Source organism: Marinobacterium ramblicola (assembly GCF_019084545.1).
In the GTDB taxonomy this organism is placed as follows: domain Bacteria; phylum Pseudomonadota; class Gammaproteobacteria; order Pseudomonadales; family Balneatricaceae; genus Marinobacterium_D; species Marinobacterium_D ramblicola.
This window is the reverse complement of record NZ_JAHREP010000002.1, coordinates 12,959-36,350: the sequence shown is the minus strand read 5'-3', so window position 1 is coordinate 36,350 and position 23,392 is coordinate 12,959. Positions and strand designations below refer to the sequence as shown.

The window sequence follows — 23,392 nt, the reverse complement described above, 5'->3', positions numbered from 1 at the left end:
GGCATCCTGTTCGTAACGCATGTCGCGAGTATGCCATCTAGCCCGCAGGGCGTCATCCACGCCCGCCACAAGCTGCTGATTCACTACCGCTTTTACCCGGTTTCAGGCTAATCTGGAGACACCGGGTTACAGGTTGCAAGGAGAACCGCAATGCCGATCAGCAATAACCGCCTGCTGCTGGAGCTGGAGAAGCACCGCCGCGAGATCAACCGCGAGATCATCAACCCCCAGTTCCCCGAACTCGCACTGACCGACCTTAAGCCACTGCTGACCATGGTCGCCCACGCCCGCGCCGCCTATGTGCGCGAGCTGCTCGATATCGCCAATGTCAGCCCCAACGCGGTACCGAGTCAGGATCAGATCAACCAGTTGCGCCGCTGCCGTGAAACCTTCGAGGAGCTGGTCACCGCCGCCAACGCCTTGGAAACCGTGATCCAGCGCGATTATCTGGATGTGAAAGCCACCACCCCGGGACATTGAGTATGCTGCTCAGGGTACTCGCCGGCCTGCTCCTGCTGATATCGATATCGGTTCAGGCGGTTGTGCCGTCGCCCAACCCGCTGGTCGGCAAGCTCTGGTCGCCAGTTCAGCAGCGTTATGTCGCCTGGCCGGAGTTTTATCGTGACTGGCTACCGACCGGCGGCTGGCTGCTGCTCGGCGAGCAGCATGACAACCCGGACCACCATAAGCAGCAGTCCCGCTTGATCCAGGCACTTGGAGAGCGCGGCCAACTGGGTGCGGTGGCGCTGGAGATGGCAACACCCGCACAACAGGCCGCACTGGACCGGGCACTTCACGACCCGGACGCACGCACACCGGATCGGCTGGCCTGGTCCGAAGGCTGGCCCTGGACACTGTACCAGGCGCCGCTGCAGGCGGCGTTTCGCTGGAGCTCCAGGGTGCTCGGTGCCGACCTGAGTCGGCCCGAGGTGCGCGCGCTCTATACCGCTAACGCAGCGGTAGCCGAGCTGGAACCGGCCCATGCCGACTTCATGCTCGATCTGCTGTATGAGAGTCACTGCCGGCAGTTGCCACGCGAGCAGTTGCAGCCGATGCGCCGTATCCAGTTGGCGCGGGATCAGCAGATAGCCTCCGTTCTGCGTGCCAATGCCCGGCCGGACCGCACCGGTGTGCTGCTGACCGGCTCAATCCACGCCCGTGCCGATCTGGGCGTGCCGCGCTGGCTCGGCAGCCTGCCGCGACGGACAGTGCTGATGGTTGCGGTAACCGATGACACCGATCCGGCCGCCTACTTGCCGGAAAGTTTCGGCGATCTGGGCAGCGCCGATCTGCTGCTGTTCACACCTCAGGTCGACGCACCGGATTACTGCGCCGATCTGCAGCTAAAATCCAACTGATCCGTTCGTCCGCACACACTCGCGTTTGTAACTCGCTTACTTAACATCGGCATCGTATAGTTTGTGCAACGCACAATCGGCGCACAGCCAACTGTAGAGAGCAAGGACTTACCATGCCACACAGCATCATGATCGCCCCGGCCGGTCTCGGCAGCGGCCTCACCACCACCGTACTGGGACTGGTCCATGCTCTGGAACAGCAGGGCATACGGGTCGGTTTCTTCAAGCCGATCGCGCAGACCCGCAACGGCGACTCCACTGACCGCAGCGTGGCGATCCTGCGCAGCAGCTGTGCCGCCAGCATCGCCGAGCCGATCCCGATGCGCGAAGCGGAACACCTGGTCAGTTCGGGCCACCAGGACCGGTTGCTGGAGCAGATTATCGAGCGTTTCGAAGCCAGCTGCACCGATGCACCGGAGGTAGTGGTGATCGAGGGCCTGGTTTCGACCATGACCCAGCCCTATGCCAACACCCTGAATAGCGCCATCGCCCGGGCGCTGGATGCCGAAGTGGTACTGGTCGCAGCGCCTGGACTGGACAGCATCGACGCCATCGAGGATCACCTGGATATCGTCGCGCGCTTCTATGGTGGCGCCAAGGAGCCACGCGTACTTGGCTGCATCATGAACAAACTGGATGCGCCACTGGACCGGGAGGGCAAGCCCCGCTCGGAGATCGCCGGCGAGAAAGCCAGCACCCGCAGCCTGACGCTCGAGCAGATCCGGTCACAGGCCAAACTGTTCGACCCCAGGTTCCGCCTGCTCGGCGGCATCCCCTGGGACAATGAGATGGTTGCGCCCAGAGTACGCGACCTGACCAATTACCTCGAAGCCCGCATCCTCTATGCCGGCGATATCGACAATCGCCGGGTCAGCAGTATCGCCCTTTGTGGGCAGACACTGCCCCATGTGGTGCGCAGCCTCAAGCCCGGCACGCTGATCATCACCTCCGGCGATCGCGAGGATATCATCCTCGCCGCCTGCCTGGCCGCCAGCAATGGCGTGGCGCTGGCCGGTCTTATTTTGACCGGGGGGTACACCCCCTCACCGGAACTGATACAGCTGTGCGAAGGTGCGCTACGCTCGGGGCTGCCGGTAGTCAGCGTGGTCACCGACAGCTGGCAGACAGCGCTCAACATCCCCCGCGATACGCTGGAGATTCCGGTGGATGATCTGGAGCGTATTGCGCACGTCAAGGAGTTTACCGCCGCCCATATCGATGCCGACTGGATCACCTCACTGCGTATCCACAGCGGCGAGATCCACCTGTCACCCGCCGCCTTCCGCTATCAATTGGTGGTGCGGGCACGGGCCGCCAAGCGCCATATCGTGTTGCCCGAGGGGACCGAGCCGCGCACCGTGCGCGCCGCGGCGATCTGTGCCGAACGCGGCATCGCCCACTGTACCCTGCTCGGCGATCCGGGCGAGATCGAGCGTACCGCCGACAACCTGGGTGTCGAGCTTGGCGAGGGGATCACGATCATCGATCCTGAACAGATTCGCGAGCAGTATGTCGCCCGCCTGCTGGAGCTGCGTGCCCACAAGGGGATCACCGAACTCCAGGCGCGAGATGAGCTGCAGGACAATGTCATGCTCGGCACGCTGATGCTGGAGCGCGACGAGGTGGACGGCCTGGTCAGTGGCGCCGTGCATACCACCGCCAACACCATCCGCCCGGCACTGCAGCTGATCCGCACGGCACCCGGCACCAGTCTGGTCTCGTCGATCTTTTTCATGCTGTTACCCGAGCAGGTGCTGGTGTACGGCGACTGCGCGATCAATCCCGACCCAAGCGCCGAGGAGCTGGCCGATATCGCGATCCAGAGCGCAGACTCCGCCGCCGCCTTCGGCCTCGAGCCTCGGGTGGCGATGATCAGCTACAGCACCGGCGTTTCCGGCCAGGGCGCCGATGTGGACAAGGTACGCAAGGCCACGGCTCTGGCACAACAGAAGCGCCCCGACCTGCTGATCGACGGCCCGCTGCAGTACGACGCCGCGGTCATGGAGAGCGTGGCCCGCAGCAAGGCGCCGGACAGCCCCGTCGCCGGTCGCGCCACGGTGTTCATCTTCCCCGACCTGAACACCGGTAATACCACCTACAAGGCGGTGCAGCGCAGTGCCGAGGTGATCAGCATCGGGCCGATGCTGCAGGGGATGCGCAAACCGGTCAACGACCTGTCACGCGGCGCCCTGGTGGAGGACATAGTGTTCACCATCGCGCTGACCGCGATCCAGGCGGGGGCGACTACTAAAGGGGGGATACATACCCAATGAACGCCCCAACAGATCTGAAGCCCTGCTCATACGACAGGGTTTAAACCAGCCCCCAGCTCCGACCGAAGAAGCCCCGCTTTACAGCGCGGTACTGTAACCGCTAGCCCAGCTGCTGCTCCAACCAGGCATGAAAACGCTGTACGCCGAGCGAGCGTGCCCGATAAGGCGGCACCAGGAAGTAGAAACCGTAGCCGCTGCGATAGGCGATATGCAACGGATTGGCCAGTTCACCGCTGTCCAGTGCCTCTGCAGCCATAAAGTCCGGCACCAGCGCGACACCCAGCTTGCGCCGCGCCGCTTCCAGCGACATGTAGAAATGTTCGAAACCGTGGTTGAACTGCGGCGGCTTGGGCTCACCACCGACCATCTGCTGCAAGAACTGACGCCATAGCTGGGGCCGAGTGGTATGGCGAATCAGCGGATGCGCCAACAGATCCTCGGGTCTGTTTATCGGCTGTTCGCGCAGCAGGTCAGGGCTGATCAGCGGCAGCAGCACCTCCTCCCTCAACAGCTGGGAGTGCTCATGGCTCAGCGACAGTGGCAGGCAGCGGATCGCCATGTCCGCCTGCGTACCCTGGAACTGGAACACCCCATCTCCGGTCACCATGGTCAGGTTCAACCCCGGCATCGCCTGGCGTAACCGCTCCAAACGCGGAATCAGCCAGAGGTTGCTGAACGAAGGGGTCAGGTTCAGGGTCAGCGCCTCATTGTCCTGGGCGCGCTGCTGCAAGCTGGCCGTGGCGCTCTGGATCATCTCCAGCGCTCGGGAGATGGCGGGCAGATACTGGCGTCCGGCATCGGTCAGGCTGAGCCCGGCGGGGCTGCGGTTGAACAGCGGCTGTTCCAGATACTGCTCCAGCAGCTGGATCTGCTTGCTCACCGCACCCTGGGTGACGCACAGCTCCTGTGCCGCGCGGGAGAAGCTGAGACGACGCGCCGCTACCTCGAAGCTGCGCAACGCATTGAGTGGTGGCATGGATCCCGGCATAGACTCCCCCATGAGTTTTTCTCATACCCTCCGAGAATATATCGTTTGTTGAGCGCCAAGTTGCAACCTTTAATGCAGTGCATATTCAATCAATAACTTAAAGGTACAGCGTGAGCCAGGTATTCCACCGCCACTGCCACACCCCGCTACGCACCGCCGTGCTCGGCGACGGCGTCTACCTCTACGACCAGCACGGCAAAGCCTATCTGGATGCCAGCGGCGGCGCCGCGGTCTCCTGTCTTGGCCACAGCCACGCCGGGGTGCGCGCGGCGCTGCACAAGCAGATCGACCAGCTGGCCTACGCCCACAGCAGCTTTTTCACCACCGAGGTGGCCGAAACCCTGGCCACGCGCCTGACCGCACGGGCGCCGGGCGATCTGAACCATGTGTACTTCCTCAGCGGCGGATCTGAAGCGGTGGAAGCCGCACTGAAGCTGGCCCGGCAGTACTTTGTCGAACGCGGCGAGAACCAGCGCGGACGCTTTGTCGCCCGCCGCCAGAGCTACCACGGCAACACGCTGGGGGCACTGGCCGTCGGCGGCAACGCCTGGCGCCGCGCGCCATTTGCGCCGCTGCTGACCCATGCCGAACATATCGCCCCTTGTTATGCCTACCGCGACTGCAAGCCGGGCGAGTCGCTGTTCGACTACGGCCAGCGGGTGGCCAACGAGCTGGAGCAGTGCCTGCTCACCGTGGGCCCGGAAACGGTGATCGCCTTCGTCGCCGAACCGGTGGTCGGCGCCACCGCCGGCGCGCTGACGGCGGTCGAGGGTTACTTCAAGCGTATCCGCGAGATCTGCGATCGCTACGGCGTGCTGCTGATCCTCGATGAGGTGATGTGCGGCATGGGCCGCACCGGCACCCTGTTCGCCCATGAACAGGAGGGGATAGAGGCGGATATCGTCACCATCGCCAAGGGACTGGGTGCCGGTTACCAGCCGATCGGCGCGATGCTGGCATCGGACCGGATCTACGACACCATCGCCAACGGCTCGGGTTTCTTCCAGCACGGTCATACCTATATGGCCCACGCCACCGCCATGGCCGGATCGCTCGCCGTACTCGATGCGCTGGAGCAGGAGCAGATTCTGGCGCGGGTAAACCCCATGGGCGAAGCACTGATGACTCGCCTGCTCGATCGCTTTGGTGAGCATCCCCATATCGGCGATATCCGCGGTCGCGGCCTGTTCCAGGCGCTTGAACTGGTGCACGACCGCGACAGCAAGCGCCCCTTCGATCCACGCTCGAAGCTGGATAGCCGGATCAAGAATGCGGCAATGGAACGGGGCCTGATGTGCTACCCCATGGCCGGCACCATCGACGGACACCGCGGCCACCACATCCTGCTGGCGCCGCCGTTCATCATCGAGGAGTCGCAGCTCGACGAACTCGTCGACAAACTCTACGACACGGTACAGCAGGTCTGCGCCGAGGCGGTCAGTGAATACCCCGATGCGGTTTAGCCATGAACATCGGTGTCGCTTCGTCCGATAGGAAAAATGCAAGCCAGGCGTCATGAACTAGACTGAAATTAATAAAAAGAACCCAAGGAGAGACAGATGAAAATATTCAGAGAAGCCCTGATCGGTGCCGGCTTTGCGGCGATGCTCAGTCTGGCCCCCGGTGCTGCCCAGGCGCAGGACTTCATTACCATCGGTACCGGTGGTGTCACCGGTGTCTACTACCCCACGGGTGGTGCGATCTGCCGTTTGGTCAATAAAGACCGTAGCGAGCACGGTATCCGCTGCTCGGTAGAAAGCACCGGTGGCTCCGTCTACAACCTCAATACCATTCGCTCGGGTGAACTCGATATGGGTGTCGCCCAATCCGACTGGCAGTATCACGCCTATCACGGCTCCAGCCAGTTCGAGGACGCCGGAGCGTTCGAGGATCTGCGCGCGGTATTTTCGATCCACCCCGAGCCGTTTACCGTGGTGGCGCGAGCCGACTCCGGCATCAAGACCTTCGATGACCTCAAGGGCAAGCGTGTCAACGTGGGCAACCCGGGCTCAGGTCAGCGCGGCACCATGGAGGTGCTGATGGCGGCCAAAGGCTGGACCATGGACGACTTTGCATTGGCGTCTGAACTAAAAGCGGCAGAACAGTCGAAAGCCCTGTGCGACAACAAGATCGATGCCATGGTCTATACCGTTGGCCACCCAAGCGGCTCGATCAAGGAAGCCACCACCTCCTGCGACAGTGTGATCGTCGATGTCTCCGGTCCGGCCGTGGAGATGCTGGTCAACGAAAACCCGTACTACCGCGTAGCCACTATTCCCGGCGGAATGTACAGGGGCTCCGACGCGGATGTGCAAACCTTCGGTGTCGGCGCCACCTTTGTCACTTCAGCCAAGGTTGACGCCAACCTGGTCTATCACGTGGTCAAGGCGGTGTTCGAGAACTTCGATACCTTCACCAAGCTGCACCCTGCCTTCGCCAACCTGAAGAAGGAGGAGATGATCAAAGACGGTCTCTCCGCGCCGCTTCATGAAGGCGCGATGAAGTACTACAAGGAAGCCGGCCTGATGTAACTCCAGCCCGGCTAGGTGCGGGGCCTTGCCGCCCCGCGCTAGTCTCTCAAGACTGCGAAGGAGATGCGTATGGCCACGGAGAGTACCCACGCCCCGGCATCGAATGACAAGGCGCTGGAAGACCTGCTGAGTTCGGAAACCGGTAGCCGCGATCTGTCGGGGTTTCAGGGTAAGTTTGTAATCGCTCTACTGATCGCCTGGTCGTTGTTCCAGCTCTGGTACGCCTCACCGCTTTCGTTCATGCTGAACTTCGGCACCCTGAACGAGGATCAAGCCAAGTTTATTCACCTGGCCTTCGCCAGTTTTCTCGCCTTCAGCCTGTTTCCGGCCACCCGACGCTCCAGCCACACGTCGATCACGGTTTTCGACTGGCTGTTTGCACTGGGTGCGTCGATCTCCTGCCTCTATCTGCTGGTGTTTCGCGACCAGCTGAGCGAGCGCATCGGTGCACCGACGACAACGGATGTGGTGATCGCGGTAATCGGTATGCTGACGCTGCTGGAGGCCACCCGCCGCGCCTTGGGTCCACCGTTGACCGTGGTCGCCATCGTGTTTCTGACCTTCACCTTCGGCGGCCAGTATATGCCGGATGTCATTGCCCATAAGGGCGCCAGCCTGAACAAGGTCGCCTCACACCAGTGGCTGACCACCGAAGGCGTGTTCGGCGTCGCCCTCGGGGTGTCCACTGCGTTCGTGTTCCTGTTCGTGCTGCTCGGCGCCATGCTCGACAAGGCCGGTGCCGGTAACTACCTGATCAAGGTCTCCTTCTCGCTGCTCGGCCATATGCGCGGCGGCCCGGCCAAGGCGGCGGTGGTCGCCTCAGGCTTGAGTGGGATCATCTCCGGTTCCTCGATCGCCAACGTGGTCACCACCGGTACCTTCACCATCCCGTTGATGAAGCGGGTGGGTTTCCCGGCCACCAAGGCGGGGGCGGTCGAGGTGGCCGCGTCCACCAACGGCCAGCTGACGCCTCCGATCATGGGCGCCGCCGCATTCCTGATGGTGGAGTATGTCGGCATCTCCTATTTGGAGGTGATCAAGCACGCAATTCTGCCAGCGCTGATCTCCTATATCGCGCTGGTCTATATCGTCCATCTGGAGGCGGTGAAGATGGGGATGCAGGGGATCCAGCGCCTGCACAAGCCCACCCTCGCCCAGCGCATGCTGTCGTGGATCACCACCACGCTGATCCTCCTGGTGCTGGGGGCCCTGGTCTACTACGGCTCCACCTTTCTCGAGTCGACGCTGGGTGACTACGGCTATCTGGTGATGCTGCTGGTGCTGCTGGCCGGCTACTTCGCGTTGGTGAAACTCTCCGCGGCCTACCCCGATCTGGCCGTCGATGACGCCAGTATCGAGCTGGAGCACCTACCGGAACCGCGCCCGACCATCTTCGCCGGGCTCTACTTCGGCCTACCGATCGTGGTGCTGTTGTGGGCACTGGCGGTCAAGCACTACTCGCCACAGCAATCCGCCTTCTATGCGGTGGTCGCGTTGATCGCCGTGGTGTTGACCCACAGACCGCTGAAGAGCTGGCTCCGCGGCGAGCACGACTGGCTGAGCCAGTTCCGGGTCTGCTGGCAGGACTTCGTCGAGGGGTTGATCAGCGGTGCACGTAATATGGTCGGTATCGGCATCGCCACCGCAGCAGCCGGGATTATCGTCGGCACGGTGACGCTGACCGGGCTGGGCCAGATGATGACCGAGTTTGTCGAGTTCATCTCCGGCGGCAACCTGATGCTGATCCTGATCTTCACCGCCATCATCTGCATCATCCTCGGCATGGGCCTGCCGACCACGGCCAACTACATCGTGGTATCGACACTGATGGCACCGGTGATCGTCTCGCTGGGTGCGGCCAACGGCCTGATCGTACCGCTGATCGCCGTGCATCTGTTCGTGTTCTATTTCGGCATCCTTGCCGACGATACGCCACCGGTGGGACTGGCCGCCTTCGCCGCGGCGGCGATCGCCCGCGCCGACCCGATCAAGACCGGTATCCAGGGTTTTACCTACGATATCCGCACCGCGATCCTGCCGTTCATGTTCATCTTCAATACTCAACTGCTGCTGATCGGCCTGACCGGCGTGTTCGATCTGATCGTCACCGTGGTCAGCGCCATCATCGCCATCCTGGTGTTTTCCGCCGCGACCCAGGGTTACTGGTTTGTGAAGACCCGGTTGTGGGAAACGGCGGCACTGCTGCTGATCGCCTTCAGCCTGTTCCGGCCCGGCTACTGGTGGGACATGATCTACCCACCCTCGGTGACCCTGCCAGCGGCGCAGCTCGATGCCCAGATCGAAAAGATCAAGGCCGGCAACTTCATCCAACTCAATGTCGAGGGGATGACCATCGAGGGCGATGAGGTCAGCAAAACGATCCAGCTGCAACTGGAAGACGACAGCGGCGACGCCACGGCGCGACTGGAGTCCCTGGGCTTGATGTTGAGCCAGGATGGCGAGCGCCGCATCGTCGATCTGGTCGTATTCGGTAGTCCGGCTGAACGAGCCGGAGTCGACTTCGGCTGGGAGATTACCGGGATTCAGGTGAAGTCGGACCGCCTGCCGAAGGAGCTGGTGTTCATCCCCGCCCTGCTGCTGCTGGTATTCATCGGCTGGCTGCAGAGGCGACGGCTGGCCGCCGCGACAACGGCCTAACTGACCGCCAAAGGAGATAGAACGATGTACAAGACGATTCTTGTGCCGGTGGACCTGGCCGAAGAGGGCTACTCCGATGAGGTGGTCAGGCACGCTCTCGAGGTGTTAGCACCCAAGGGCAAGCTGATCCTGCTCACCGTGGTGGCCGGTTACCAGATGCCGTTGGTGGCCTCCTACTTTCCGCCAGGCAACTTCGACAAGGCGGTCAAGGAGGTACAGAAGCAACTCAAGGAGTTTGTCGAGAAACAGCTGCCGATCGATCCGGCGGATTGCACGCTGGAGGTCAAGGAGGGCAAGCCGGCCGATATGATCCTGTCCGAGGCCGCGCGATTGAAGGCAGACCTGATCGTCATGGCCAGCCACAAGCACTCTCGTCTGGAGCGCACGGTATTGGGTTCGGTGGCCAACAAGGTGGTGGGACGCTCAACCATCCCGGTACTGGTGATCAAGGGCTGATTCCGCAGCAGGCTCAACCCTCGATCCAGATCAGGCTGGCCATCCGCCCGGTTTGCCCATCGCGCCGGTAGGAGTAAAAATACTCGGCCTCGGTAAAGGTGCAGTAATCGCCGCCGCTGATCGCCTGTACCCCCGCCGCCTGCAGTCTCAGTCGCGCCAGTTGGTACAGGTCAGCCAGCCATTTATCGTGAGACGTGGGGCTCGGTACAAAGGCCATCTCGCAAGACTCCTGCACCCGTACGAACTGCTCGCGCACCTCGCCGCCAACCTCGAACGCCAACGGCCCGATCGCCGGTCCCAGCCAGGCCAGCACCTGCCCGGGATCGTCGAACGGCTGCAGCGTCGCCTCCAGCACCCCGGACACCAGCCCACGCCAACCGGCATGGGCAGCGGCAACACGGGTACCCTGGCGATCGGTGAACAATACCGGCAGGCAGTCCGCGGTCATCACCACGCAGGCCTGTCCGGGCTGATCGCTCCAGCAGGCATCCGCCTCACGCACCTGAGCATCATCCCGGGCTTCGACTACCGCTACCCCATGAACCTGTGACAACCACTGGGGCGTGCGCTTCAAACCCAGAGCATGAGTCAACATGGCCCGGTTCTCCGCCACGGAGGCCGGGTCGTCGCCCACGTGCAGTCCCAGGTTAAGCCCGTTGAAGGGCGCTCGACTGACCCCGTCGAGACGGGTCGTGGTCAGCGCATGAATATGATCGGGGGCCTGCCAGTCGGCGCGAATCAGCTTCATAGTTCGTAGTCGTAGTTTTCCGCATCTTTTCTGAGTACGGCGAGCAACCGCTGCAGATCCTCGGGCAGATCGATCTCCCAGGCCATCGCCTCGCCAGTGTCAGGATGCCAGAGTTCCAGACGTTTGGCATGCAGTGCCTGACGTTTGAAGTTTTTCAGCACCTCCTGCATGGCGTGGCTGCACCCCTTGGGCAGGCGAAAACGGCCGCCATACAGAGGGTCGCCCACCAGCGGGTAGTTGATATGCGCCATATGCACGCGGATCTGGTGGGTGCGGCCGGTCTCCAGCTTCAGCCGGATATGAGTATGGGCGCGGAACTTCTCCAGCAGGCGGTAGTGGGTCACCGCCTCTTTGCCGACGCCGAGCACGGCCATCTTCTGCCGATGCCGCGGATGACGGCCCATCGGCTCATCCACCATGCCACCACCGGTCATCACTCCATGCACCACCGCTTCATACTCGCGGCCCATGCTGCGCTCCTGCAGCTGGGCAACCAGATCGGTCTGCGCCGGGATGGTCTTGGCCACCACCATCAGTCCGGTGGTATCACGATCAAGGCGGTGAACGATGCCGGCGCGAGGCACCTGAGCGATCTCCGGGCAGTGATGCAGCAGCGCATTGAGCAGGGTGCCGTCGGCGTGCCCTGCCGCCGGATGCACCACCAGCCCGGCTGGCTTGTTCAGCACCAGGATGTGCTCATCTTCGTAGATGATATCGAGCGGGATCTCTTCGGCACCGTGCTCCTCGATCATCTCCAGCTGTGCGGCCACCCGGATCACCTCGCCGCCGGCCAGCTTATCGCGCGTACGGCGGACCTCACCGTCGACGGTCAGCGCACCGTCCTTGATCCAGCCCTGCAAGCGCGAACGGGAATATTCGGGAAACAGCTGTGCAACGGCCTGGTCCAGCCTGAGTCCATACATTTCGCTCGGCACTTTGGCCTGTAATTCCACCTGATCTGACATCTAATCACTACTCATCCTGACGGATGTTTTGGTTGTGTGCGGGTTGTGTTTAAATAAGGCGCGATTTTACCACACCCGAATCCGGCCCGCTCAGCCATGCAGGCCCTTTGTATCAGGATTGATCGACATGCGATTCGTAAAAGTCAGTGCCGCTCTGGTGCTTGTCACCCTGCTCTCCGCCTGCTCCTGGTGGGGAGGCGATAAACTGGCCCCCGATGTGCCCGAGCAGCAACTCTACGAAGAAGCACTCAGCGCCATGGATGAAGACAACTACGCGCTGGCGGTGGAGAAACTGCAACTGCTGGAAGCGCGCTACCCGTTCGGCAAGTATTCGGAGCAGGCTCAGCTCGAGCTGATCTACTCCTACTTCAGAACCTACGAGCCGGAATCGGCAGCCGCAGCGGCCGACCGCTTCATCCGCCTGCACCCGAACCACGCCAATATCGATTATGCGTACTACATGAAGGGGTTGACCGCATTCGAGCGCGACCGCTCTTTCCTGACCCGCTATCTGCCGCTGGATGAGACCCAACGCGACCCGGGCGCCGCGCGCGACTCGTTCGACAGCTTTTCCACCCTTGTCAACCGCTATCCGGAAAGCGAGTATGCGCCGGATGCACAGAAGCGGATGCAGTACCTGAAAAACCGCCTCGCCGCCCACGAGATCCACGTCGCCGCCTACTACATGAAGCGCCAGGCCTGGGTCGCCGCCGCCAACCGCGGTCGTTACGTGGTGGAGAACTTCCAGGAGACGCCGGCGGTACCCGATGCGCTGGCGGTCATGGGTGAGGCCTATACCGAACTCGGCATGACCGAGCTGGCCAACAACGCCTACAAGGTGCTGGAACTGAACTTCCCGGACTACCAGATCCGCACCTTCAAGGAGCCACGCTCGACACTGCTCAACACCGCCACTTTCGGCCTGTTGGGCGAAGCAGAAGCACCGGCCGTACCGGCACGGCCCACGTCATCACCCGGCGCCAGCAAGGCCAAGGCGAAAGAGATGGAAGAGGCCGAAGATGAGCGCTCCTGGTTCGACCGCATCACCTTCGGTATTTTCGACTGAGCATCGCGCCTCTACGGTTCAGACAGAAGCGGCAACCCTTTCGGTTGCCGCTTCTCTTTTCAGCCCCCCGCTGTATCGCCCCGCCCATCTATATTAACAATAACTATTAAATATCTTGATATAATCAATTTTTAATATCGCAGCCATCCGCCTAACCTAACTCCTGTCGAAACACACAAGCCTCACAGGAGAAAAAACCATGGCACAGGCAATCAACACCCCGATCAAACCCTTCAAGGCAAACGCCTTCCGAAACGGCGAATTCATCGAAGTCTCCGACGCCGACGTGAAAGGCAAGTGGTCGGTATTCTTCTTCTACCCGGCCGACTTCACCTTCGTCTGCCCGACCGAACTGGGCGACCTGGCCGACCACTACGACGAGCTGCAGCGGATGGGCGTCGAGGTCTACTCCGTCTCCACCGACACCCACTTCGTACACAAGGCCTGGCACGATGCCTCCGATACCATCGCCAAGATCAAGTACACCATGATCGGCGATCCGAACTGGACCCTCACCAGCAACTTCGACGTACTGCGTGAGGGTCAGGGCCTGGCCGACCGTGCCACCTTCATCGTCGACCCGGACGGCATTATCCAGGCCGCCGAAGTCACCGCCGAAGGGATCGGCCGCGAAGCGGACAGCCTGGTACGCAAGCTGAAAGCGGCACAATACGTCGCCTCTCACCCGGGTGAAGTCTGCCCGGCGAAGTGGAAGGAAGGCGAAGCGACCCTGGCACCGTCACTGGATCTGGTCGGCAAGATCTAAGCGTTCTTCCCGAATCTCATACCAAGCGATCCAAGGCAGGGCAAATGTCGTCGCCTGCCGACTGTGAGGAGCGTCCGGTGGGAGATTCGGGCCAAAAAGGTGGCACCCGGTTTTCCGAGCGTATCCGGTATCCGGATGCCGACCCTCCGCGCCAAGGATGGCGCGGTGGAGCCTCCAAGGATGGATTCACGGCGCGTCGGCATACGGGTACCGGATATAAGCGACACACCCGAAACAGCCACCCACAACCTCAGTACAAAAGCAGGACAGACTCATGTTGGATACCAACCTCAAACAGCAACTGAACACCTACCTGCAGGCACTGGTGTCTCCGATTGAGATTCGCCTGTCTGCAGACCACTCGGCCAAGGGCGAAGAGCTGCGCACACTGGCGCAGGAGATCAGCGCCCTGTCCGACAAGATTTCATTGACCGAGAGCGACAGCGCCCTGCGCAAGCCGAGCCTGGCGGTCGCTCCGGCAGGCATCGAGCCGCGTGTACACTTCGCCGGCATCCCGATGGGCCACGAATTCACCTCGCTGGTACTCGCCCTGCTGCAGAACGGCGGCCACCCGCCGAAGGTGGCACAGGAGCAGATCGACCAGATCAAGGCGCTGGACAAGGAGCTGCGCTTCGAGACCTACATCTCGCTCTCCTGCCAGAACTGCCCGGACGTGGTCCAGGCACTTAACCTGATGGCGATGCTGAACCCGAAGATCAGCCACAGCATGATCGACGGAGCCCTGTTCCAGAATGAGGTCAACGAACGCAAGGTGATGGCGGTGCCCAGCGTCTACCTCAACGGCGAGCCGTTCGGTCAGGGCCGCATGAACCTGGCGGAGATCCTGAACAAGGTCGACTCCGGCGCCGCCGAGCGCAAGGCCGCCGAACTGGCCGAGAAAGCGCCCTACGACCTGCTCGTGGTCGGCGGCGGACCGGCCGGTGCCGCGGCGGCGATCTACGCCGCGCGCAAGGGGATCCGCACCGGCATCGTCGCCGAGCGCTTCGGCGGCCAGGTGATGGATACTGTCGGCATCGAGAACTTCATCTCGGTCAAGGCCACCGAGGGCCCGAAACTGGTTGCCGGGCTCGAGGAGCACGTGCGCGACTACGAGGTGGATATCATCACCGAACAGAAGGCGGCGAAGCTGCGACGCAATGAACTGGTCGAGATCGATCTGGAGAGCGGTGCCACGCTGAAGAGTCGCACCGTGGTGATCGCCACCGGAGCACGCTGGCGCGAGATGAACGTGCCGGGCGAGCAGGCGTACCGCGGCAAGGGCGTGGCCTACTGTCCACACTGCGACGGCCCCCTGTTCAAGGGCAAGAGCGTGGCGGTGATCGGCGGCGGCAACTCCGGTATCGAGGCGGCGATCGATCTGGCCGGTATCGTCAAGGATGTCACTGTGCTCGAGTTCGGCGATACGCTGCGCGCCGATGAGGTGCTGATCCGCAAGGCGCGGTCGATGCCCAACATCCGCATCATCAAACAGGCCGCCACTACCGAGGTCAACGGCGACGGCGAACGGGTGACCGGACTGACCTACACCGACCGTGCCACCGGTGAGTCACACAGCCTCGAGCTGGCCGGCATATTCGTCCAGATCGGGCTGGTGCCGAACAGCGAATGGCTCAAGGGCGATCTGGAACTGACGCGCTTCGGCGAGATCGAGATCGGCGCCAAGGGCGAAACCTCAGTTCGCGGTGTATTTGCCGCCGGTGATGTGACCAATGTGCCATTCAAGCAGATCATCATCGCCATGGGCGCAGGTGCCACTGCCTCGCTCGGTGCCTTCGATTACCTGATCCGCGAATCGGTACCGGGTAGCAACGAAGCGGCTGCCTGATGCAGCATCGATAACGTACTGCCCTCTCAGCCGCCCTCCGAGGAGTAAGGCGGCTGTTTTTCGTCGTCCAGCTCTTGACCAAGGGCAGCGAATAGATCGGTGTGCCAAGCAATCCTGATGCCACCTGGATGCATTGGTTGCGTTTATGAAAACACTGGCCGAAATGCGTATCGAAGCAACGCTGGAATCGAGCTAACAGCAAGCCGGAAATTAACTAACAGGTAAATGAGATCAGCTCAAGCCGATAAGGCAAGATCAGGATAAGCCAGCCTCGGACGCAGGGTCCGGGGTTGATTATCAAAGGGGCAGATCGAAGATTTTAGCGCATTGGGGAGAGGGCTTTTTTATCATTATCCCCAGCCCGGGGGAGATGCTTGCTCTCGAAAAACGCCAATAGCTCAGTGAGCGTGGCGGTGGAACAGTGCACTGAGATCATGTGCGACATGGGATACAGAACGGCTTACCCAGCTGCACAGATCATGGATCAGGCCGGAGATGTATTCAGCGCGTTCCATTTTCGCCAGCAGGACCGGATCGGTGCAGCCATTGCGACGCGCGATTTCGACGAGAGACAGATTTTCTTCATTCATGATATTCACCTATTCATCCTAATTTGCGTCTAAGCTGAGTCATCAGCTCGTTGTATGTGTGCAGAATACCGGGACACTAAGGCGGTATCAAACGACCAATTCTCTCCTGATAGTTTAGTTTATCTCATCATAAATCTGGCGTTATGCATATTTCCCCGACGCAAAAAAGCCGGAGTTGGACTCCGGCTCTTCCGACTTGAGGGTCTTGGTATGGCTCGCTCTTAAGTCGAGTTCAGCCCCCTTCATTGCGCTCCTGTTCCCGGAGCTATCCCATCTCGCCGTCGGGCTTCGAGATTCTTATGCCACTTGTGTATCGGGTGGCGGACCGAACAGAAGCTGTGCACGCAGATGCCCCAAATCCTGCTCGTTCAGCAACTGCTCAAAGTACCAGGGGCCGAAGCGGGTATCGCCATAGAGCACAGCCCCCACGATTCTCCCATCCCGCAACCAAAGCTTGCGGTATTCAGCATGGGAGCGATCCAGATATTCGATCGGCTGGGCATCGACAGCGTCGATCTCACCGCAGGAGAACAGCGAGATGCCGCTGACCTTCAGCTGTGTCGCCACCGGCTGCTCGCTGTATGCGTGTTCTTCACCACACAGCACCCTGGCCAGCACCTCCGCCTGACGCCAGATCGGCGCCACCAGACCATAGGTGTTCTGTTCGAACTCGCAGCACTCGCCCAGCGCAAACACGTTCTGATGGCTGGTATGCAGGGTGGCATCCACCTCGATGGCTCGATTGCAGCGCAACCCCGCCGCACGCGCCAGCGAGATCTCCGGCTTCACCCCGATCGCCAACACCAGCAGGTCCGCCTTCAGCTGCTGCCCGTTCTTGAGCCTTACGCCGGTCAACTTGCCCGCTTCGCCCTCGATCGCGTCGATCTCCGCATCGAGCAGAATATCTAGGCCACGGCCAGTCAACTCATCGCGCAGCAGCCCTGCTGCCGTCGCATCCAGTTGCAGGTTCAGCAGCCGGTCGCCACGCTGCAACACCGTCGTCTGCATCCCCAGCTTGCGCAGCCCCTCTGCCGCCTCCAGGCCGAGCAAGCCGCCGCCGACCACCACGGCATGACCGCCTTGGCTCGCCGACTGCTGCATCTGCTCCACATCATCCCAGGTGCGAAAGCCCATCACGCCATCGAGCTCGATGCCCGGCAGTGGCGGCATATTGGCGCGTGAACCGGTGGCGAACACAATACGCTGAAATCCGAGTTGATAACCGGACTGAGTCACCAGCTGTCGGCGCTCCAGATCGACACTGGCCACCGGATCGCCAGAGATCAGCTCGATCCCCTGCTCGCGGTACCAGTCGGCGTCCTGCAGCGCCACCTCATCGGCCTTCATCTCGCCGGCCAGCAGTGGCGAGAGCAGCACGCGATTGTAGGCGTGGCGCGGCTCCTCACCGATCACCAGGATCGATTCCGGTTTATGCGGCTGTTTGGCCAACTCCTGCACCAGGCGGTTGCCCGCCATACCATTGCCCACGATGATCAGATCGACATGTTGATTCATGGTTTCACCCGTGGGCTCGCTTCTTTGGGAGTTCAACTGCTTCCTCCTCGCTCTTCTTAACACTGCGATGCTGACCGATATCCTCGACCTTGCGCTGCTTCTCATACAGGAAGCTGAGCACCTGATGGCGGTAATGGTTGTACTGCGGGTCGTCGGCCAGCGCGATGCGGTCGCGCGGGCGTGGCAGCTCGACCTTGAGGATCTCGCCGACGGTGGCCGCGGGACCATTGGTCATCATCACGATGCGGTCGGAGAGCAGTACCGCCTCGTCCACATCGTGGGTGATCATGATCACGGTGTTGTTTAGATCTTTCTGGATCTCCATCAGCGAGTCCTGCAGATGGGCACGGGTCAAGGCATCAAGCGCGCCGAACGGCTCATCCATCAACAGCACCTGCGGCTCCATCGCCAGCGCACGGGCGATACCGACACGCTGTTTCATACCGCCGGAGATCTCGTCCGGACGCTTGTGCATGGCGTGGGTCATGTGCACCAGTTCGAGGTTGTGCTCGATCCAGGCTTTCATCTCGGCCTTGCTCTTCTGGCCCTTGAATACCTGCTTCACCGCCAGCTCAACGTTCTCATAGGCGCTGAGCCAGGGCAGCAGGGAGTGGTTCTGGAACACCACGGCTCGCTCGGGGCCCGGCTCGTCCACCTCCTTGCCCTCCAGCACCACCCCGCCTGTGGTCGCCTTGTGCAGACCGGCGACGATGTTGAGCACGGTGGACTTGCCGCAGCCGGAGTGACCGATCAAGGAGACGAACTCGCCCTTCTCGATCTTCAGGTTGACGTTATCCAGCGCCTTGAACGGCCCCTTCGGGGTCGGAAACTCGATGGAGACACCCGTCAGTTCCAGATGTTTAGACAGAGACATATCGAGCCCTCCTTAACGGGTAATTGCATTCTTGTCCCACGAGAACGCACGCTGCAGCAGCAGCATGATGCGATCAAGCAGGAAACCGATCAGACCGATCACCAGTACGGCGACCATGATCCGCCCCAGAGAGTCGGAACTGCCGTTCTGGAACTCGTCCCAGACGAACTTGCCCAGGCCCGGGTTCTGCGCCAGCATCTCGGCGGCGATCAGTACCATCCAGGCGATACCGAGCGACAATCTGAGGCCGGTGAAGATCATCGGTACCGACGAGGGCAGTACGATCTTGACCACGTGGGTGCCCCAGCTCAGGCGCAGTACCTTGCTCACGTTCTGCAGGTCGGGGCTGACTGCCGACACGCCCACCGCGGTGTTGATCAGCGTCGGCCAGAGACAGCACAGCGACACGGTAAACAGCGAGGTCAGGAAGGACTTCGCAAACAGCGGATCGGGGGTGACATACACCGCGCTGACCACCATGGTCACCAGCGGCAGCCAGGCCAGCGGCGACACCGGCTTGAACAGCTGGATGATCGGGTTCAGTGCCGAATAGAGCGCACCATTCAGGCCGATGCAGATACCCAGCGGAATCGCGATCAGTCCGGCGATGAAGAAGCCAGCCAGCACAGTCACCAGGCTGGTGCCGATCTGGTCGAAGAAGGTCGGCTTGCCGGTGTACTCGCGGATCTTCGGCTCATAGCTCGGATCCTTGGCGATACGCTCGGCGTTGCGCTGCTCCTGACGCTCGTAGAAGTCTGTTTCGCGGGCGCGCTCGGCGTTGTGGTCGGCAATCAGTGAGAGCGTCTGCTGATACACCTGGCTCGGTCCCGGGAACTCGCCCAGGGAGGTGTGGATCTGCTTGGCACCGGCCTGCCAGATCAACAGAAACACCAACAGCCCGAGCAGCGGCAAGCCCAGGGCCCGTGCGCTCCGCTTGAGCCAGCTGCTCATCGTGTCGTTGCTCTTTACGCCGGCAATGCTGGAAACACCGGCCAGGGTCATGCGAATGCTACTCATCTTTCAATTCTCCCTCCTCCTTCGAGGCGACCCCTCCCCTATAGCGAGGGGTCGCCGGAGCGATCAGATCTTGTCGGCGCCTTTCAGGCCGATATTGAACTTCTCAAGATATTCGTTGGGCTTCTTGCCATCGTAGGTAATGCCGTCGATGAACTGGGTCTGCGGTGCCTTGAAGCCATCTTCGCTGTCGAAATCCGGGAAGTCCGCTGCATCCATCACCCCATCGGCGATCAGCTCCTTGGCCGCGAGGGCATAGATATCCGGGCGGTACACCTTCTTGGCGATATCCATGTACCAGCTGTCCGGTTTCTGCTCGGCGATCTGACCCCAGCGGCGCATCTGGGTCAGGTACCAGATCGCGTCGGAGTAGTAGGGATAGGTGGCGTTGTAGCGGAAGAACACGTTGAAGTCCGGCACCTCACGCTTGTCACCCTTTTCGTACTCGAAGGTACCGGTCATGGAGTTGGCGATCACCTCGGCATCGGCACCGACGTAGGTCGGGCGGGAGAGGATCTCCACCGCTTCCGGACGGTTGGCGTTGTTGTTCTCATCCAGCCACTTGGCGGCACGGATCATCGCCTTGACCACGCGGATATGGGTGTTGGGATACTTGTCGGCCCACTCTTTGGAGACGCCGAACACCTTCTCCGGGTTGTCCTTCCAGATCTCGTAATCGGTGATCACCGGTACGCCGATCCCCTTGAATACCGCCTGCTGGTTCCACGGCTCACCGACGCAGTAACCATAGATGGTGCCCGCCTCCATGGTCGCCGGCATCTGCGGTGGCGGGGTTACGGAGAGCAGTGCATCGGCCTGCAGTTGGCCACTGATGTCACCCTTTTCCGGAGCGTAGTAGCCGGGGTGGATACCGCCGGCGGCCAGCCAGTAACGCAGCTCGTAGTTATGGGTGGAGACCGGGAACACCATGCCCATGTTGAACGGCTTGCCCTCGGCCTTGTACTTGTCCACTACCGGTTTGAGAGCGTCGGCCTTGATCGGGTGCACCGGCTTGCCGTCCGCTCCAACCGGGATATTCGGCTTCATCTGTTCCCAGATGTCGTTGGAAACGGTGATGCCGTTACCGTTCAGGTCCATGCTGAAGGCGGTGATGATATCGGCCTTGGTACCGAAACCGATGGTGGCGCCGAGCGGCTGACCTGCGAGCATGTGCGCGCCGTCAAGCTGACCGTCGATGACCCGGTCCAGCAGCACCTTCCAGTTGGCTTGCGCCTCCAGGGTCACATACAGACCTTCATCTTCGAAGTAGTGTTTCTCGTAGGCGATCGCCAGCGGAGCCATATCGGTCAGCTTGATGAAGCCGAACTTAAGCTCCTCCTTCTCCGGGTAGCCGATCTCGGCCAGCGCGGCAGTTGATGCGGACAGGGTGGCCAGACCTACAGCGGTGGCCAGCACCACTTTCTTGCACAGCGAACGTCGATTCAGAGTTGTTTTCATCTTCAATCCTCTTGAAACACAAAAAAGGGCGCCGCTCCTGCTCCCGGGAAAAATCCCCGGAAACCGGAACGGCGCCCTTGCCGTAATCGTCTGCTTGTAAGGTCCGGCCGGAACCTTTGGAACACTTCAGGAGTACGGGGCTACCGCCATTGATAGAACCGACCCTCTTTGCCCAGTACTAAGCAGCGTACGTGCCAACTCTTATTTTTTCTTTTAAATCAATAACATTAAACAAAAACGAAAAATCAACGCCTGGCTATTGCCTCATTTCCCCGCACCAGCAGCAAGCATGTTGCACCTGCGCTGATCAAAAATGGAGCAGCCCGAAACAGAGCCCGTCGATAAAACCGTTTTCGTTCGGCGCCATCGCGCCCCGGGTCCCTGACAGACTATGTCCGGCACCGTCCTGCCCCTCGATGCGGTAATCGGCTAACGGCGCATTCAGACCCAGTGCATCCGCCACCTCGCGATAAAGTGCGGTGTTGAACACCTGATCCAAAACCGGGTTGTCGAGCGGCCCCTGCCACTGCCCCGCTTCCCGCATCTGGCCCAGTAACCAGGCCCCCTGGGAGCGCCAGGGGAAGTTGGTATCGGCACCGGCGAAGCGCTGCCCCAGATGTTGCGCGAACAGCCCACGGCTCTGCAGCGGCTCGATCTCGAGGTCAAGATAGGGCGGCAGGGACAACCACTGGTAGAGAAGATCGCTGTGCTGATGGGATTCGAGCCAGTGGCAGGCCTTCATCAACGCCAGCAGTACGGCACGATAGGTGTGCGGATGCTCCGCCGCCCACTGCCGGGTGACGCCGAACACCTTCTCCATCATATTGCGCCAGACTTGATGCCCGGTGGCGACGACGCGACCGACCCCGTACACCTCGGCCAGGGAGTTCCAGGGTTCACCGACACAGCAGCCGTCGATCTGCCCCGACTTCAGCAGATCGACCATCTGCCGCGGCGGGGCACCGATGAACTCCACCTGGCGCGGTGAAATACCGGACACATTGAGCCAGTAGCGCAACTGATAGTGGTGGCAGGAGTAGGGATAAACGGTGGCCAGCTTCAGCGGACGCTCCAGCCCGGTCAGGTGAGCGCGCAGCAAACGCCCGCTGAGCAGCGGATCGGGACCCAGCTCATCCGGTTCTATGCCGGCGGCATCGGCCAGCGCCGTGGCCAGCGTGATGGCGTTGCCGTTGCGGCTCATCACCAGCGCCGTCTCCATCGGCACCGGCGGCGCGCCCAATCCAAGCGAGGACGCCAGCGGCATCGGTGCAATCATCTGCGCGCCGTCGAGCAGACCATAGGCCACCTTGTCGCGCACGCTGGCCCAGGAGTTCTCGCGTTGCAGCCGCACCTCCAGCCCCTGTTCGGCAAAGAACCCCTGCTCCCGCGCCACCACCAGCGGCGCGCTGTCGAGCAGGGCGACGAAACCCAGTGTCAAAGTGGTTTTTTCCGGCACCAGCCGATCCATATCCAAGCTCGTGCCGCTCATAACACCTCCAATACCTTGATCACACTGCGTGCCACATCCACCAGTTTCTGCGAACGGTCCATCGCCAGCTTGCGCAGGGTACGAAACGCCTGCTCCTCATCGCAGCCCTGGTGCTTCATCAGCATCCCCTTCGCCTTCTCGATCACCTTGCGGTCGTCCAGCTCAGTGCGGGTCTGCAGCAGCTCGGAGCGCAGGCTCTGAAACGCCTCGAAGCGGGCGATCGCCACGTCCAGAATCGGTTTCACCCGATTGGGCTTGAGACCGTCGACGATATAGGCGCTGACGCCGGCCTTGATCGCGGCGCGGATATTGTCGGGGTTGTCATCCTTGTCGGCAAAGAACACGATCGGCCGCGGGTTCTGCTGGTTGACCACCGACATATGTTCCAGCGTGTCGCGGTCCGGGGAGTCCATATCGATGATGACGATGTCCGGTTGCACCCGCTCGACATGGTGACGCAGTGCCGCGGTTGTGGTCAGACGACAGACCACTGTGTAGCCCTGGGCCTGCAGCTCCTGCTCGACCATCGCCGCACGTTCGGTCTCGTCATCGACGAGCATGACCGATAAACCTTCATTTCCCACGCTGGGAACGCTCCTGTGGTTACAGTGGATAAATTGACAATCTCTATAAAAGGAATAGCGCGTAGCAATTCATATTCCAAATGCGGACGGCGCGTTTTTTCGCCGCCATCGGCCTCTACCAACACCGACATCGCCCCAGCTTGGTGCACAAAACGATTCAGTACGCCCCATCAATGACCACAACCAGTGCAAAATCACCTAATCACCCACCTT

The 23,392-nt window shown here is 61.3% G+C and carries 20 protein-coding genes; 10 read left to right on the top strand and 10 right to left on the bottom strand.

Annotated features, from left to right (window positions below):
• Positions 1–150: 150 nt before the first annotated feature.
• The 3 genes from KQ940_RS01440 (at position 151) to pta (ending at position 3,631) form a co-directional block, all read left to right on the top strand.
• The gene (locus KQ940_RS01440; protein WP_217410967.1) at positions 151–480 is read left to right on the top strand and encodes a hypothetical protein; all 330 of its coding nucleotides are present in this window, start codon (positions 151–153) and stop codon (positions 478–480) included.
• Between the two features lie 2 nt (positions 481–482).
• Positions 483–1,358, top strand: coding sequence for a ChaN family lipoprotein (locus tag KQ940_RS01435; protein WP_217410966.1), 876 nt, complete (start codon positions 483–485; stop codon positions 1,356–1,358).
• 113 nt (positions 1,359–1,471) lie between these two features.
• Positions 1,472–3,631 carry a phosphate acetyltransferase gene (gene pta, locus KQ940_RS01430; protein WP_217410965.1) on the top strand — a complete coding sequence of 720 codons (2,160 nt, stop codon included), beginning with the start codon at positions 1,472–1,474 and terminating at the stop codon, positions 3,629–3,631.
• Positions 3,632–3,731: 100 nt separating this feature from the next.
• Here the strand turns inward: pta and KQ940_RS01425 are convergent, their stop codons facing one another.
• The gene (locus KQ940_RS01425; RefSeq protein WP_217410964.1) at positions 3,732–4,619 is read right to left on the bottom strand and encodes a LysR substrate-binding domain-containing protein; all 888 of its coding nucleotides are present in this window, start codon (positions 4,617–4,619) and stop codon (positions 3,732–3,734) included.
• A gap of 110 nt (positions 4,620–4,729) precedes the next feature.
• Between KQ940_RS01425 and KQ940_RS01420 the strand changes: the two genes are divergently transcribed.
• The 4 genes from KQ940_RS01420 (at position 4,730) to KQ940_RS01405 (ending at position 10,264) form a co-directional block, all read left to right on the top strand.
• Positions 4,730–6,082: an aspartate aminotransferase family protein gene (locus tag KQ940_RS01420; protein ID WP_217410963.1), complete on the top strand. Its 1,353-nt coding sequence runs from the start codon at positions 4,730–4,732 to the stop codon at positions 6,080–6,082.
• Positions 6,083–6,178: 96 nt separating this feature from the next.
• A complete protein-coding gene (locus KQ940_RS01415) occupies positions 6,179–7,150 on the top strand; it encodes a TAXI family TRAP transporter solute-binding subunit (RefSeq protein ID WP_217410962.1) in 972 nt (323 codons plus the stop codon).
• A gap of 69 nt (positions 7,151–7,219) precedes the next feature.
• The gene (locus KQ940_RS01410; protein WP_217410960.1) at positions 7,220–9,808 is read left to right on the top strand and encodes a TRAP transporter permease; all 2,589 of its coding nucleotides are present in this window, start codon (positions 7,220–7,222) and stop codon (positions 9,806–9,808) included.
• 24 nt (positions 9,809–9,832) lie between these two features.
• Positions 9,833–10,264: a universal stress protein gene (locus KQ940_RS01405; protein WP_217410959.1), complete on the top strand. Its 432-nt coding sequence runs from the start codon at positions 9,833–9,835 to the stop codon at positions 10,262–10,264.
• 13 nt (positions 10,265–10,277) lie between these two features.
• On the opposite strand, the gene pgeF is transcribed toward KQ940_RS01405, so the two are convergent.
• Together pgeF and rluD are read right to left on the bottom strand one after the other, a co-directional pair.
• On the bottom strand, positions 10,278–11,012 hold the full coding sequence (gene pgeF / locus KQ940_RS01400; RefSeq protein ID WP_217410958.1) for a peptidoglycan editing factor PgeF: 735 nt from the start codon (positions 11,010–11,012) through the stop codon (positions 10,278–10,280).
• Entirely contained in the window at positions 11,009–11,977 is a 969-nt protein-coding gene (gene rluD, locus KQ940_RS01395) for a 23S rRNA pseudouridine(1911/1915/1917) synthase RluD (protein ID WP_217410957.1), read from the bottom strand. The genes pgeF and rluD overlap by 4 nt, the downstream gene beginning before the upstream one ends.
• A 127-nt stretch (positions 11,978–12,104) precedes the next feature.
• Here rluD and KQ940_RS01390 point away from each other — a divergent pair, with 127 nt between their 5' ends.
• The 3 genes from KQ940_RS01390 (at position 12,105) to ahpF (ending at position 15,655) form a co-directional block, all read left to right on the top strand.
• Positions 12,105–13,043, top strand: coding sequence for an outer membrane protein assembly factor BamD (locus KQ940_RS01390; RefSeq protein WP_217410956.1), 939 nt, complete (start codon positions 12,105–12,107; stop codon positions 13,041–13,043).
• A gap of 199 nt (positions 13,044–13,242) precedes the next feature.
• Complete coding sequence (ahpC, locus tag KQ940_RS01385; RefSeq protein ID WP_217410955.1) at positions 13,243–13,809, top strand: alkyl hydroperoxide reductase subunit C; 567 nt, start codon at positions 13,243–13,245, stop codon at positions 13,807–13,809.
• A gap of 274 nt (positions 13,810–14,083) precedes the next feature.
• Entirely contained in the window at positions 14,084–15,655 is a 1,572-nt protein-coding gene (ahpF, locus tag KQ940_RS01380) for an alkyl hydroperoxide reductase subunit F (RefSeq protein WP_217410954.1), read from the top strand.
• A 398-nt stretch (positions 15,656–16,053) separates the two neighbouring features.
• On the opposite strand, the gene KQ940_RS01375 is transcribed toward ahpF, so the two are convergent.
• The 7 genes from KQ940_RS01375 to KQ940_RS01345 form a co-directional block, all read right to left on the bottom strand.
• Positions 16,054–16,245 carry a hypothetical protein gene (locus tag KQ940_RS01375; protein WP_217410953.1) on the bottom strand — a complete coding sequence of 64 codons (192 nt, stop codon included), beginning with the start codon at positions 16,243–16,245 and terminating at the stop codon, positions 16,054–16,056.
• A gap of 297 nt (positions 16,246–16,542) precedes the next feature.
• Entirely contained in the window at positions 16,543–17,760 is a 1,218-nt protein-coding gene (locus KQ940_RS01370) for an NAD(P)/FAD-dependent oxidoreductase (protein ID WP_217410952.1), read from the bottom strand.
• 4 nt (positions 17,761–17,764) lie between these two features.
• A complete protein-coding gene (locus KQ940_RS01365) occupies positions 17,765–18,634 on the bottom strand; it encodes an ABC transporter ATP-binding protein (RefSeq protein ID WP_425515611.1) in 870 nt (289 codons plus the stop codon).
• A 12-nt stretch (positions 18,635–18,646) separates the two neighbouring features.
• Positions 18,647–19,585, bottom strand: coding sequence for an ABC transporter permease (locus KQ940_RS01360; RefSeq protein ID WP_246589617.1), 939 nt, complete (start codon positions 19,583–19,585; stop codon positions 18,647–18,649).
• Between the two features lie 129 nt (positions 19,586–19,714).
• Positions 19,715–21,106, bottom strand: a complete 1,392-nt coding sequence (locus KQ940_RS01355) for a CmpA/NrtA family ABC transporter substrate-binding protein (RefSeq protein ID WP_217410949.1) — start codon at positions 21,104–21,106, stop codon at positions 19,715–19,717.
• 307 nt (positions 21,107–21,413) lie between these two features.
• A complete protein-coding gene (locus KQ940_RS01350; protein WP_217410947.1) occupies positions 21,414–22,595 on the bottom strand; it encodes a CmpA/NrtA family ABC transporter substrate-binding protein in 1,182 nt (393 codons plus the stop codon).
• A complete protein-coding gene (locus KQ940_RS01345) occupies positions 22,592–23,155 on the bottom strand; it encodes an ANTAR domain-containing response regulator (protein ID WP_217410945.1) in 564 nt (187 codons plus the stop codon). Before KQ940_RS01345 ends, KQ940_RS01350 begins: the two co-directional genes overlap by 4 nt.
• Between the last annotated feature and the right edge of the window lie 237 nt (positions 23,156–23,392).

What these genes read in the sequence shown, in the direction of transcription:
- KQ940_RS01375 (WP_217410953.1), bottom strand. Translation starts at nt 16,245, where the DNA reads ATGAATGAAGAAAATCTGTCTCTCGTCGAAATCGCGCGTCGCAATGGC.
- KQ940_RS01360 (WP_246589617.1), bottom strand. Translation starts at nt 19,585, where the DNA reads ATGAGCAGCTGGCTCAAGCGGAGCGCACGGGCCCTGGGCTTGCCGCTG.
- KQ940_RS01390 (WP_217410956.1), top strand. Translation starts at nt 12,105, where the DNA reads ATGCGATTCGTAAAAGTCAGTGCCGCTCTGGTGCTTGTCACCCTGCTC.
- KQ940_RS01365 (WP_425515611.1), bottom strand. Translation starts at nt 18,634, where the DNA reads ATGTCTCTGTCTAAACATCTGGAACTGACGGGTGTCTCCATCGAGTTT.
- KQ940_RS01425 (WP_217410964.1), bottom strand. Translation starts at nt 4,619, where the DNA reads ATGCCGGGATCCATGCCACCACTCAATGCGTTGCGCAGCTTCGAGGTA.
- pgeF (WP_217410958.1), bottom strand. Translation starts at nt 11,012, where the DNA reads ATGAAGCTGATTCGCGCCGACTGGCAGGCCCCCGATCATATTCATGCG.
- ahpC (WP_217410955.1), top strand. Translation starts at nt 13,243, where the DNA reads ATGGCACAGGCAATCAACACCCCGATCAAACCCTTCAAGGCAAACGCC.
- KQ940_RS01440 (WP_217410967.1), top strand. Translation starts at nt 151, where the DNA reads ATGCCGATCAGCAATAACCGCCTGCTGCTGGAGCTGGAGAAGCACCGC.
- pta (WP_217410965.1), top strand. Translation starts at nt 1,472, where the DNA reads ATGCCACACAGCATCATGATCGCCCCGGCCGGTCTCGGCAGCGGCCTC.
- KQ940_RS01350 (WP_217410947.1), bottom strand. Translation starts at nt 22,595, where the DNA reads ATGAGCGGCACGAGCTTGGATATGGATCGGCTGGTGCCGGAAAAAACC.
- KQ940_RS01415 (WP_217410962.1), top strand. Translation starts at nt 6,179, where the DNA reads ATGAAAATATTCAGAGAAGCCCTGATCGGTGCCGGCTTTGCGGCGATG.
- KQ940_RS01345 (WP_217410945.1), bottom strand. Translation starts at nt 23,155, where the DNA reads ATGCTCGTCGATGACGAGACCGAACGTGCGGCGATGGTCGAGCAGGAG.
- rluD (WP_217410957.1), bottom strand. Translation starts at nt 11,977, where the DNA reads ATGTCAGATCAGGTGGAATTACAGGCCAAAGTGCCGAGCGAAATGTAT.
- KQ940_RS01370 (WP_217410952.1), bottom strand. Translation starts at nt 17,760, where the DNA reads ATGAATCAACATGTCGATCTGATCATCGTGGGCAATGGTATGGCGGGC.
- KQ940_RS01435 (WP_217410966.1), top strand. Translation starts at nt 483, where the DNA reads ATGCTGCTCAGGGTACTCGCCGGCCTGCTCCTGCTGATATCGATATCG.
- KQ940_RS01355 (WP_217410949.1), bottom strand. Translation starts at nt 21,106, where the DNA reads ATGAAAACAACTCTGAATCGACGTTCGCTGTGCAAGAAAGTGGTGCTG.
- KQ940_RS01410 (WP_217410960.1), top strand. Translation starts at nt 7,220, where the DNA reads ATGGCCACGGAGAGTACCCACGCCCCGGCATCGAATGACAAGGCGCTG.
- ahpF (WP_217410954.1), top strand. Translation starts at nt 14,084, where the DNA reads ATGTTGGATACCAACCTCAAACAGCAACTGAACACCTACCTGCAGGCA.
- KQ940_RS01405 (WP_217410959.1), top strand. Translation starts at nt 9,833, where the DNA reads ATGTACAAGACGATTCTTGTGCCGGTGGACCTGGCCGAAGAGGGCTAC.